The organism is Dactylosporangium thailandense, assembly GCF_059739745.1.
The window spans coordinates 7,267,835-7,279,319 of sequence record NZ_AP029195.1 but is presented as its reverse complement, the minus strand read 5'-3'; the positions used below and the strand labels follow the sequence as shown (position 1 = coordinate 7,279,319).

At 73.3% G+C, this 11,485-nt stretch carries 12 protein-coding genes; 7 read left to right on the top strand and 5 right to left on the bottom strand.

All coding sequences use genetic code 11. The features are described from left to right. The first annotated feature begins 7 nt into the window (after window positions 1-7). The 3 genes from AC6JBM_RS32215 to AC6JBM_RS32205 all read left to right on the top strand — a co-directional run bounded on the left by AC6JBM_RS32215 (window position 8) and on the right by AC6JBM_RS32205 (window position 3,206). Complete coding sequence (locus AC6JBM_RS32215) at window positions 8-451, top strand: hypothetical protein (RefSeq protein ID WP_497977785.1); 444 nt, start codon at window positions 8-10, stop codon at window positions 449-451. A 75-nt stretch (window positions 452-526) separates the two neighbouring features. Next, a complete protein-coding gene (locus AC6JBM_RS32210; RefSeq protein ID WP_497977784.1) occupies window positions 527-2,131 on the top strand; it encodes a methyl-accepting chemotaxis protein in 1,605 nt (534 codons plus the stop codon). Between the two features lie 10 nt (window positions 2,132-2,141). Then, on the top strand, window positions 2,142-3,206 hold the full coding sequence (locus AC6JBM_RS32205) for a sugar ABC transporter substrate-binding protein (protein ID WP_497977783.1): 1,065 nt from the start codon (window positions 2,142-2,144) through the stop codon (window positions 3,204-3,206). A gap of 7 nt (window positions 3,207-3,213) precedes the next feature. Here AC6JBM_RS32205 and AC6JBM_RS32200 read toward each other — a convergent pair whose 3' ends face one another. Further along, entirely contained in the window at window positions 3,214-4,155 is a 942-nt protein-coding gene (locus AC6JBM_RS32200) for a hypothetical protein (protein WP_497977782.1), read from the bottom strand. Between the two features lie 103 nt (window positions 4,156-4,258). On the opposite strand from AC6JBM_RS32200, the gene AC6JBM_RS32195 reads away from it, so the two are divergent. After that, the gene (locus AC6JBM_RS32195; protein ID WP_497977781.1) at window positions 4,259-4,822 is read left to right on the top strand and encodes a TetR/AcrR family transcriptional regulator; all 564 of its coding nucleotides are present in this window, start codon (window positions 4,259-4,261) and stop codon (window positions 4,820-4,822) included. Here the strand turns inward: AC6JBM_RS32195 and AC6JBM_RS32190 are convergent. Continuing rightward, the gene (locus AC6JBM_RS32190; RefSeq protein ID WP_497977780.1) at window positions 4,791-5,567 is read right to left on the bottom strand and encodes a hypothetical protein; all 777 of its coding nucleotides are present in this window, start codon (window positions 5,565-5,567) and stop codon (window positions 4,791-4,793) included. The genes AC6JBM_RS32195 and AC6JBM_RS32190 overlap by 32 nt on opposite strands. 102 nt (window positions 5,568-5,669) lie before the next feature. On the opposite strand from AC6JBM_RS32190, the gene AC6JBM_RS32185 reads away from it, so the two are divergent. The 3 genes from AC6JBM_RS32185 (at window position 5,670) to AC6JBM_RS32175 (ending at window position 8,886) form a co-directional block, all read left to right on the top strand. Then, window positions 5,670-6,080: an RrF2 family transcriptional regulator gene (locus tag AC6JBM_RS32185; RefSeq protein WP_497977779.1), complete on the top strand. Its 411-nt coding sequence runs from the start codon at window positions 5,670-5,672 to the stop codon at window positions 6,078-6,080. Then, on the top strand, window positions 6,077-6,514 hold the full coding sequence (locus AC6JBM_RS32180; protein ID WP_497977778.1) for a cupin domain-containing protein: 438 nt from the start codon (window positions 6,077-6,079) through the stop codon (window positions 6,512-6,514). The genes AC6JBM_RS32185 and AC6JBM_RS32180 overlap by 4 nt, the downstream gene beginning before the upstream one ends. A gap of 413 nt (window positions 6,515-6,927) precedes the next feature. Further along, the gene (locus AC6JBM_RS32175; RefSeq protein ID WP_497977777.1) at window positions 6,928-8,886 is read left to right on the top strand and encodes a glycoside hydrolase family 99 protein; all 1,959 of its coding nucleotides are present in this window, start codon (window positions 6,928-6,930) and stop codon (window positions 8,884-8,886) included. 144 nt (window positions 8,887-9,030) lie between these two features. On the opposite strand, the gene AC6JBM_RS32170 is transcribed toward AC6JBM_RS32175, so the two are convergent. The 3 genes from AC6JBM_RS32170 to AC6JBM_RS32160 form a co-directional block, all read right to left on the bottom strand. Next, window positions 9,031-9,168 (bottom strand): hypothetical protein, encoded by a 138-nt coding sequence (locus tag AC6JBM_RS32170; RefSeq protein ID WP_497977776.1) that lies wholly within the window; start codon window positions 9,166-9,168, stop codon window positions 9,031-9,033. A 147-nt stretch (window positions 9,169-9,315) separates the two neighbouring features. Continuing rightward, window positions 9,316-10,452 carry an FAD-dependent monooxygenase gene (locus AC6JBM_RS32165; protein ID WP_497977775.1) on the bottom strand — a complete coding sequence of 379 codons (1,137 nt, stop codon included), beginning with the start codon at window positions 10,450-10,452 and terminating at the stop codon, window positions 9,316-9,318. Window positions 10,453-10,559: 107 nt separating this feature from the next. After that, window positions 10,560-11,456, bottom strand: coding sequence for a LysR family transcriptional regulator (locus AC6JBM_RS32160; protein ID WP_497977774.1), 897 nt, complete (start codon window positions 11,454-11,456; stop codon window positions 10,560-10,562). Window positions 11,457-11,485: the final 29 nt, after the last annotated feature.

The following is an 11,485-nucleotide window of genomic DNA, read 5'->3' as shown; positions in this document are numbered from 1 at the left end:
TTTGAACGTGTTCAAGTCCGACCGCCCGGGGCGGTTGCTGCTGCTCGGGCTGGTGCTGTCCGTCCTGGTCCGCGGGGCGATGAGCGTCGTGAGCCTCTTCGCGATCGGGCCGCTGTTCGGCCCGATCGACCTGCTGGCCGGCGGCGTCCGGGCGGCCGACTACACGGTGTCGGCGCTGCTCGCCGCCGCCACCGCGATCGCGTGCGACGGGCTGCGCGAGGATCGGCTGTGGGCGTACCGTCTCGGCCTGAACCTGGCCCGCCTCTACGTCACCGTCAACGTGGTCACCGCGATCGTCACCGGTGTGCTCGCGTTCCGGTTCGCGCCGCTGCTCGTGCCGTTCGCGGTGTACGCGGGCTCGGCCGTCCTCGCGTTCGTGGCGGCGCGGCGGCTCAGGGCCGAGGGGAGCTCCGCGCTGGTGCTCGGGATCGCGCATCTGCGCCGTCTCTGAGCGCGCATCCTCTCAGGAACCGGGCGCTCACGCCGATGAGACTGCCGGTTCTGTGATCGGTGAAGGGGCGTGCGCGTGGCAGCCGAGAAGCGACGGTGGCTGGCCGACCAGCCGATGGCCCGCAAGCTCATGCTGCTCGTGCTCGTGGGGTGCCTGGTCGGCGCCGTGGTGCTCGGCGTCGGCGTGTTCAGCCTGCAACAGGTCAACGACCGCGCAGCCGAACTCTACAAGCTCAACCTGGTGCCAGCGGCGCATCTCGCCGCGCTCGACCGGGCCGCGCTGCGCGTGCGCAACGACGTGGCGAACCTGGCGCTGTCCAACGGGCCGGTGGCGAGCAAGGCGTTCACCGACGACATCGCCGCGGCCGAGCAGCAGGTCGACGCGGAGGTCGCGGCCTACCGGGCGACGATTCGCGACGTCGAGCAGCGGCAGCTGCTGGACCGGTTCACGATCTGGTGGGGCGCGTTTCGCAACATCCGCGACCATCGGCTGCTCCCGCTGATCCAGGCCGGGGACAACGCGGGATTCCAGCAGGCGTACCTCGGCGACGGCGACACGGTCGGCGGCAACGCGATGGACGCGCTCGAGGACCTGATGCGCTTCGAGCAGTCGAGCGGCCAGGCCGGGGCCGGGCAGGCCGCGAGCGCCTACCGCACCGCGCGGATCGCGATGGTCGTCGCGCTGCTCGCGGGGCTGGCGCTGGCGATGGTGCTCAGCCGGTACCTGACCGGGCTCATCGTCCGCCCGATCCGCCGCGTGCACGCGGTGCTCAACGCGGTCGCGGCGGGCGACCTGACCGCCGAGGCCGACGTGGCCCAGCGCGACGAGGTCGGCGAGATGGCCCGGGCGCTCGGGGCGGCGACGGCCAGCACCCGGGAGGCGGTGCGCTCGCTCGGCGACAACTCGGCGACGCTCGCGGCCGCGGCCGAGGAGCTCACCGCGATCAGCCGGCAGATCGACACCAGCGCGAAGTCGGCCAACAGCAAGGCGGGCGAGGTGGCGCGGGCGGCCGGGACGGTCAGCGAGCACGTGGCCGCGGTCGCCGGCGGGGCGTCGGAGATGGGCGACGCGATCGACGAGATCTCGCGCAACACCGCCCACGCGGCGACGGTGACGGCGTCGGCGGTCGCGATCGCGGCCACGACCAACGACACGATCGGCAAGCTCGGCGCCTCGTCCACCGAGATCGGCGAGGTGGTCAAGGTCATCAACTCGATCGCGGGGCAGACGAACCTGCTCGCGCTCAACGCGACCATCGAGGCGGCCCGGGCCGGCGACTTCGGCAAGGGGTTCGCGGTCGTCGCGCAGGAGGTCAAGGACCTGGCGCGGGAGACCGCGCGGGCGACCGACGACATCGGCCGGCGGGTGCAGGCGATCCAGCTCGACACCGAGGACGCGGTCGCCGCCATCGGGCAGATCGGGGACGTCATCGCGCAGATGAGTGAGTACCAGAACGCGATCGCCGCGGCGGTCGAGGAGCAGGCGGTCACCGCCCGCTCGATGAGCCACAGCGTCGGCGCGGCGGCCAGCGGCTCGACCGACATCGCCGGCACCATCGCCGGGGTCGCCGACGCGACCGAGCTGACCAACCAGGGCGTGTCCAGCACCGGCGAGGCGGTCGACCAGCTCGCCTCGATGGCCTCCGAGATGCGCGTCCTCGTCTCCCGCTTCAAGTACTGAGGAATCCCTGATGCGTAAGGCTTTCGCCGCCGTGCTCGCCGTCGCCGTGCTCGCGTCGGGCTGCACCGAGACCCTCAAGACCGACGCGACCGGCGGCGGCCCCACCGCGCGGGTGGCGCTGCTGCTGCCCGAGCGCAAGGCGAGCCGCTACGAGGCCGGCGACCAGCCGTACTTCGCGCAGAAGCTCTCCGAGCTGTGCCCCGGCTGCACCGTGGACTACCGCAACGCCGAGCAGAACGCCGCGACCCAGCTGCAGCAGGCGAAGGACGCGCTCGACCAGGGCGCGAAGGTGCTCGTGCTGACCCCGGTCGACAGCGTCGCGGCGGGCGAGATCGTGACCGAGGCGAAACGCCGCGGGGTGCCCGTCATCTCCTACGACCGGCTCGTGCTGAAGACCGCGGTCGACTACTACATCTCCTTCGACAACGCGAAGGTCGGCGCGCTGCAGGCCCAGGCGCTGCTGACCGCGCTGGGCCCGAAGGCGTCGCAGGGCGAGATCCTGTGGATCAACGGCTCGCCGACCGACAACAACGCGACGCTGTTCAAGCAGGGCGCGCACGCGGGGCTGGACGGCAAGGTGAAGGTGGCGGCCGAGTCCGACACCGCCGAGTGGAACCCGGACAACGCGAAGGCCTGGACGGCGGGCATCCTGCCGACCCTGCGGGGGCGCACGATCGTCGGCGTGTACGCGGCCAACGACGGCACCGCGGGCGCGGCGATCGCGGCCATGAAGGCGGCCGGGATGCCGGCGGTCCCGGTGACCGGGCAGGACGCCGAAACCGCGGCGCTGCAACGGATCCTGGTCGGTGAGCAGTACATGACGGTCTACAAGGCGATCCGCGCCGAGGCGGAGACGGCCGCGGCCCTGGCCGACGATCTGCTGCGTGGCAGGAAGCCCACGGAGACGTCCACAGTGGACAACGGCGCCGGTCAGGTGCCGTCGATCCTGCTCGACCCGGTGGCCGTCACGAAGGACACGATCGCCGGAACCGTGATCAAGGACGGCTTCGTGACCGCGGGCGCCCTGTGCGCGGGCCAGTACGCCGAGGCCTGCCGGGCGGCCGGCATCGGCTGAGCTTCCCTCAGCCGGCCCGGACGATCGATCCGAGGAGCGCGTCGATCTCGGGCTCGAAGGCGGGGTCGTCCGTCTCGGCCAGGGCGTGCACGAACTGGCCGGAGCCGTCCTCGACGAGCGCCTCCCGCATGTGTACCGCCGACGTGCCCCCGATCCCGGTGTGCACGTGGATCCAGTCGGTCGGCAGGCCCAGGAGCCGGCCGCCGGAGCGGGTGACCGCCTCGGCGGGGAAGCGCTCGTGGACGAGCGACGGGGCGCTGCCGCGATACAGGGTGACCGACGCGAACGGGCCGCCCAGCGGGGTCAGGCGGAACAGCCGGAGCACGACGAAGGAGAGGCCGGGCTCCTGGTACGCCACCCAGCGCTGCGGTGCCGCCAGGGTCAGGATCGTCTCGCCGTCGAGGCTCGTGAGCACGCGCTCGCCGGCCCCCGCGGACAGGGTGCGCTCGCCGCGCTCGATCGTGCCCAGGACGCGGGTCGCCAGCTCGGTCAGGCCCTCGCGATCGTCGGCGGCGTTCGGGGAGACGAAGAGCTGGACGCGTACGACCGCCGCCTCCGCCGTGCGCACGAAGGCGTCCGCGATCGGCACGGCCTGGCGGTGGGAGTCGAGCGGGAAGTAGCCGTAGGCGATCGTCCCGTCCGCGGTGTCGAGCGGCACGAGCCGCTGCCCTGCGGGCAGCTCCCAGGTTTCGGCGATGGCCGCGATCGCGGGCTCCAGGTCGCCCTCGACGACGCGGAAGAGCTCGGACGCGAGCAGCACCAGGCGCTCCCCGTCGAGGTCGAGCAGGACCCGGGTCTCGGCCTGCTCGGCGGCGGCCACGCCCATGAGCGACCGGCCGCGCGCCTCGGCCCGCGCCCCCTCGGGCAGCGTCACCGTCAGCCGCCCGCCGAGCAGCGGGATCGGCCGCTGCGCGCGATAGTCCCGTCCGGCCTGTGCGAGTGCGCTCATTCCCGCACCCTACTGCGCCGCGCTCGGCCCGCGCACGGCTTGACCGGTTCGGCTAATCGCGTTAGCTTTTGGGCTATGTGGATTCGGATGGCCGGGACGGCCGGTGCCTAGGGCCGGGCTCAGCCCCGCCGCCGTCGTCGACGCCGCGCTGCGCGTGGTCGACGCCGGCGGCCCGGAGGCGTTGACGCTCGCGGCCGTGGCGGGGGAGTGCGGGGTGGCGACGCCCTCGCTCTACAAGCACGTCGCCGGCCTGCCCGAGCTGCGCGCGCTGCTCGCCGTGCGCATCATCGACGAGTTCACCGCCGAGGCGACCGCGGCCATCCTCGGCCGCAGCGGCGACGCGGCGCTCGAGGCGCTCGCGTTCGCCTACCGCGACTACGTCACGCGGCGCCCGCACCGCTACGCGTTCATGCCGCAGCGCATCGACCCGGACCCGGGCGTCACGGCCGCGGCCGATCGCTTCCTCGCCGTCGTCTTCGCCGTGTTCAAGGGCTACGACCTCACCGACGACCAGGTGGTGCACGCGACCCGCGTGCTGCGGGCCGCCCTGCACGGCTTCGCGGTGCTGCGCACCGGGTTCCAGCTGGGGCAGGACGTCGACGTGACGTACCGCGTGCTGGTGGAGACGCTGAAGGCTATTCGTGGGGCAGCAGGAAGCGCCAGTTGATCTGGGCGCGCCGGCCGTCCGGGAGCCGGAAGACCGGCCACTGGACCGTGTCCGAGTGCGGCACGGCCCGCTGGAGGGCGCGGGCCTGACGGTCGCGCAGGTCCTGCTGGGCCAGGAACTCGTTCTTGCGGAACTGCGGCACCGGCACGCCCGTCGGCCACGGCCGCACCGGCGTCGTGACGGGCTGGGCCGCGTCCAGGAGCACGACGATCATGCGGACGGCGTCGGGGTTCCAGGCCGTGCCGGCGCGGTTCACCCGGTCGCGCAGCTGGGCGCAGTGGTCCAGCAGGGAGTACGCCGGCGTGGGGTAGGCCCGGTCGCGCCGCGTCTCCTCGAGGCCCTCGAACTGCAGGCTGAACTTGCGCCCGTTCGTGCGCGCCGTGAACACCGTCGACGGCACGTCGGCGATCATCGGGGCGCCGGGGCGGCGGCGGGCGTTGGCCGGGTCGCGCAGTACCGTGGTCGCGTGGTTGCGCAGCGAGCGCACCTCGCCCTGGCCGATGCGCAGCCGCTTGCCCGCGTCGGCGATGAGCACGCCGTCGTCGTAGGCGACCAGGCGCGGCGCCCGCAGCGCGTTCCAGCCGGCCGGGACGAAGCCGCCGGTCAGTTCCCAGGTCAGCATCGGCCGGGGCGTGCGGCTGCCCTCGGGGTCGCCGGCGGCGATCGCGGCGGCCGCGCCCGCGCCCCCTACCACGGTCGTGACGCCGACGGCGCCGGCCGCCAGCAGCAGGCTCCTGCGGTTCATTCGAAGCTCCCGTCTCGTGTCTGCCCGGCTCAACGACAAATCGGACAAAAGGTCACCAGGGCACATTCGCTCCAAACCAGAGTCCGTTGGTATGGTTTGGCGATGCGCATCTCGGCGAAGGCGGACTATGCGATTCGCGCGCTGGCCGGCCTCGCCGCCGATCCGAGCCGCCCGCTGGTCTGCGAGGCGATCGCCGCCGAGCAGCACATCCCCTTCCGCTTTCTCAAGGCCGTCCTGCGGGACCTGCGCCGGGCCGGGCTCGTGCGCAGCCGGCGCGGCTGCGAGGGCGGCTACCGGCTCGGCCGGCCGGCCGAGTCCATCACTCTCGCCGAGGTGGTCGCGGCCGTCGACGGCGGGCTGCTCAGCGTGCACGGTGAGGGGCCCGACGACGACCCGCGCCGCTCGCCCGCCGTGGCCGCCGTGTGGCGCGAGATCCAGGCCCGCACCGAGGAGGTCCTCACCGGCACGACCGTCGCCGACCTGTTGCGCGAACCCGAGGGAGCCCTGCGATGAGCGACGAGCACTGGCACGCCCCGCTGCGGCACATCCGCGGCGCCGAGCTGACCGGCGACACCGGCCAGACCTCGGGGATGACCCGGCTGGAGGCGATCTCCGGCAAGACCGTCGGCTCGGAGAAGCTCTGGATGGGCCGCACCCACGTGGCCCCGGGCACCAGCTCGGGCGACCACCACCACGGCGAGGCCGAGACCGCCATCTACGTGGTCTCCGGCCACCCGGTCTTCGTGTTCGCCAAGGACGCGGCCGGGGGCGGCGAGGAGGTCCGGCTGGAGGCCGGGCCGGGCGACTACATCTTCGTCCCGCCCTACGTGCCGCACCGCGAGGAGAACCCCGGCGCGGAGGAGGCGGTGGTCGTCATCGCCCGCAGCAGCCAGGAGGGCGTCGTGGTCAACCTGCCGAGCCTGTGGGCGCCGGTCGAGCGTCCGTGAGCGACGCCGCCCCCGAGGCCGCCGGGCCCCGGGGCACGGGCGGCGCGGCGCCGGCGCCACGACGCCCTCAATGACGCCCAGCACCGCACGGTGGCCGCGCACGTGGTGCGGCGGCTCGAATGCCTGCGCGCCGACCCGGCCGCGGCGCCGATCCTGACCGTCGCGCAGTCGAAAAATTGCGATCGACACATCGAAGTATTGCGGTGAAGGCGCGACTGCTGGCAGGATTCCACGCCAGAAGCCGACATTTGGTCAGCGCCGCCAACCGCGCGTCCCCACCCGCGTGAGCTGCTCAGTGCCGGTGTGCGGGCCCCGCCCAGGCCCGTTCCCCGCCATGCCCCGACATGTCCGGCCCCCGCCGAGCACCCTGGCGGGCGCGCGGCCGTCGCCGGGGTGACACCCGAGGAGTCCACATGGGAGTTTCCCGCCGCTCCGTCATCGCCACATCCCTCGCCGGCGCCGCCGCCGGCGCGCTGCCGCTCGCCGTCGAGGGAGCCTCGACCGCGTTCGCCGCCAGCGCGCCCGGCGACGTGGTCGGCAAGGTCACCGTCGGCTACCAGGGCTGGTTCGCCTGCATCGGCGACGGCGCCCCGATCAACGGCTGGTGGCACTACAGCCCGAACTGGTCGCAGAGCCCGGCCCCGGGCGCGTGCTCGATCACGTGCTGGCCGGACATGCGCGACTTCACGAAGGGGTACCGCACCAACTTCGCCAACCTCGGCAACGGCCAGCCGGCGAACCTCTTCTCGTCCTACGACCAGCAGACCGTCGACACCCACTTCCGCTGGATGCAGCAGAACGGCTGCGACACCGCGGCCCTGCAGCGCTTCAACCCCAACGGCGGCGAGGGCGCGACCCGCGACGCCATGGCCCAGAAGGTGCGCTCGGCGGCCGAGGCCTACGGCCGGAAGTTCTACATCATGTACGACGTCACGTGGTGGCTGACGATGCAGAACGAGATCAAGGCCGACTGGACGAACAAGATGGCCGCGCACACCGCCTCGTCCGCCTACGCCCGCCAGAACGGCAAGCCCGTCGTGTGCATCTGGGGCTTCGGCTTCAACGACGACGGCCGCCCGTTCGCCCCGGCGGCGTGCCTCGACGTCATCAACTGGTTCAAGGGCCAGGGCTGCTACGTCATCGGCGGCGTGCCGACGCACTGGCGGTTCGGCACCGACGACTCGCGCGCCGGGTTCATCGACGTCTACCACGCCTTCGACATGGTCTCCCCGTGGATGGTCGGCCGGATCAGCGACAACGCGGGCGCCGACTGGTTCTACCAGAACCGCGTGCTGGGCGACCTCGCCGACCTCAACGGCCGCGGCATCGACTACCAGCCGTGCGTCATCCCCGGCGACCTCGCGGCCGGCCACCGCCGCCACGGCGAGCTCATGTGGCGGCAGTTCTACAACCACACCCGGGCCGGCGTGAAGAGCGTCTACATCTCGATGTTCGACGAGTTCAACGAGGGCAACCAGATCGCCAAGACCGCCGAGAGCGCGGCCTGGCAGCCCACCAACGCCGGCATGCGCGCGCTCGACGAGGACGGCACCCCGTGCTCGTCGGACTACTACCTGCGCCTCACCAACGACGGCGGCCGGATGCTCAAGGGCCAGATCGGGCTGACCGAGGCGCGGTTCACGGTCCCGTTCCCGACCGGCCCGGACCAGACCGCGCCGTCGGTCCCCGGCAACCTGCGCGTCACCGGCACCACGGACACGACGGTGGCCCTGGCCTGGAACGCCGCCACGGACAACGTCGGCGTCGCGGGCTACCGCGTCAGCCGGGGCGGTACCGTCATCGGCACCACCACCACGCTGGCCTTCACCGCGACGGGCCTGACCGCCTCGACGGCCTACACGTTCACCGTCGCCGCCTTCGACGCGGCCGGGAACGCCTCCGGCGCCTCGAACGCGGTCACCGCGACGACCGCAGCCCCGCCGAACAACAACACGAACCTGGCCGCGGGCCGCCCGACGGCGGAGAGCAGCCACACGCAGGTGTACGGCAGCGGCAACGCGGTCGACGGCAACACCGGCACCTACTGGGAGAGCGCGAACAACGCCTGGCCGCAGTGGCTGCAGGTCGACCTCGGCAGCGCCGTGGCCACCCGCCGGGTCGTGCTCACCCTGCCGCCCCAGTCGTCGTGGGCGACGCGCACGCAGACCCTGTCGGTGAGCGGCAGCACGAACGGCAGCACGTTCTCGACGATCGTGGGCTCGGCCGGGTACACCTTCGATCCCGCCACCGGCAACACGGTCACCATCACGTTCCCGTCCACGGTCACGACCCGCTACCTGCGCCTGACCTTCACGGCGAACACGGGCTGGCCGGCCGGCCAGGTCTCCGAGTTCCGCGTCTACAACGGGTAACCGGCCCAGAACGTCCGCGCACCGGTCACCGCCGAAGGCCGGTGCGCGGACCCCGGGTGCGAGACGCACCACCCCCTGGAAGGGCGGGTGGCGGCCAGGCGTCCGGCCGCCACCCGCCGCCCCGGAGCCAGCCCGGGGCGGCGCTCAGCCGAACGCGGGCAGCGCCTTGAACCGCTCGTCGAGGCGGATGCCGGGGCCGAGCCGGGCCAGCTTCGCGCGGATCAGCGACAGCGGGTGCTGCGGGAACTCCTCGTCGTAGCGCGGGTCGTCCGCCCGGTGCAACGGCAGCCCGCCGGTGAGGCCGGGCGCGTACGGCGAGGGCGTGATGAAGTCCTCGAACCCGATCCGGGCCGCGATGACCGCCTCGGCTCGAACCCGGTGAGATCGAGCGCGGTGATCGGCATCCCCGTCATGACGCGGGAGGGTACCTCAGTACTGCTTGAGCTCGATGCCCGTGGCGTACTTGTCGGTCAGCTTCAGCATCATGCCCAGCAGCCACGGGGAGCGGAACGTCCAGTTGCGCATCGCGATCCGGCCGCGGGTCGGGGGAGCCAGGAACGGGCCGGCGCTGCCCTGCTTGGAGATCTTCGCGTAGCCCCGCAACGCCGACTCGTAGGCCGCGAACGCCGCGCGGTGGTCCCCGTTCGCGGCCCGCAGCTCGCCGGCGAGCACGTGCGCGCCGACGACCGCGAGCCCGGTGCCGAAGCCGCCGAGGGTGTTGCCGTACGCGGCGTCGCCCAGCAGCACGACGCGCCCCTTGGAGTACGCGGGGACCTCGGAGCGGCTGATCGAGTCGAGGTAGACGTCCTCGGCGCCGTCGAGCCGCGCCAGCAGCTCCGGCACGCGCCACTTCCCGCCGCGGTAGGCCTCGCGCAGGATCCGCTTCGCGGCCTCGGGGTCGTAGCGGTCGTACCGCAGCTGCGGTGACTTGAACACGAAGAACGCGGGCGCCTTGGGGCCGCCGAGCGCGACCATGCGGCCCGGCTCGTTGTACATCACGGCGTCGCCGTCCGCCCCGAGCCCGACGAGCGCGTAGTAGTGCCCGAGGAACCGTACGTAGTCCTCCTCGGGCCCGTAGGCCAGCCGCCGGACGTTGGAGTGGATGCCGTCGGCCCCGACGACGATGTCGAACGAGCGCGGCGCGGCCTCGGCGAAGGTGACGTGGACCTTGTCGCCGACCTCGGTCAGCGACGTGATCGTGTCGCCGAAGACGTACTCGCACCGGCCGCGCGTGTGCTCGTACAGCAGGGAAGCCAGATCCCCGCGGGTGATCTCGATCTCCCCGCCGGTGAACTCGCCGGGGATCACCGCGAGCGCCTTGCCGTGCTCGTCGACGATCGTCTGGTCGTGCCCGCCGGTCTGGCGCGCCTTGACCTCGTCGAGCAGCCCCATGCGCCGCAGCACCGTGCGGTGCGTCTCGCCCTTGAAGTCGACCGCCTGCCCGCCGAGGCGCAGCTCGGCGGCCCGCTCGACGACGGTGACGTCGCAGCCGTAGCGGGCGAGCCAGAACGCGAGGGCCGGCCCGGCGATGCTGGCGCCGGAGATGAGAACCGTGGTGTGCTTCATGCCGTTCACGGTCGCGGCCCCCGCTGACAGCCCACGACCAGTCCGCTGACAGCGCCCTCGGCTACTGTCAGCCCGGCGTGCCGGGGCGCGCCGAGAACGTGCGGGTCTCAGCGGCGGCGGGCGATGGCCAGCAGGTCCCGGGCCGGCCCGGCGAGCTGCCGCCCCGCGGGCCACACGGCGTGCAGGCGGCGCTGCAGGGACACGTCCCCGGCCGGCACCGCCACCAGCGTCCCGGCCGCCAGCTCGGCGACGATCGCCAGCGAGCTGACCACCGCCGGCGCGTTCCCGGCGGCGACCGCGTGCTTGATGGCCGTCGTCGACGACAGCTCCAGCAGCGGCGCGGGCACGGCCCCGGGCAGCGCCGCCTCCAGCGCGCCCCGCGTCCCCGAGCCCGCCTCCCGCGACACGAGCGGGGTCGCCGCCAGCTCGGCCGCGGTGATCCCGCGCCGCCGCCGCGCCCAGGGGTGCCCGGGCGCCACGATCACGGTGAGCCGGTCGGCCCCGACGACCGCCGCGTCGAGCCCGCCCGGCACCGACGGCCCCTCGACGAACCCGAGATCGGCCTCCCCGCCGAGGACCCGCGCCGCCACGTCCGACGAGTTCAGCGCCTGCAGCGTCACCGAGAGCCCCGGGCTGCCGGCGTGCAGCGCGACGAGCCAGGCCGGCAGCAGGTACTCGGCGACCGTCTGGCTCGCCGCGACCGTGAGGCGGCTGTGCCGCGAGACCCGCAGCGCCGCGATCCCGGCCGCGAGCGCGTCGGCCGCGTCGACCGCGGATCGCGCCCAGTCGGCGATGAGCGCCCCGGTCTCGGTCAGCGACGAGCCCCGCGGCCCGCGGTCGAGCAGCGTCACGCCGAGGCGGCGCTCCAGCTGCCGCAGCCGCGCGCTCGCCGCCGGCTGGGAGATCCCGTGCGCGGCCGCCGCGCGCCCGACGGAGCCGAGCCGGGCCACCGACAGCAGCAGGTCGAAGCTGGTCAGGTCGGTCACCGTGCTCGGCAGGGGCATAACCGAAGCCTATGACCTCACAGGCAGTG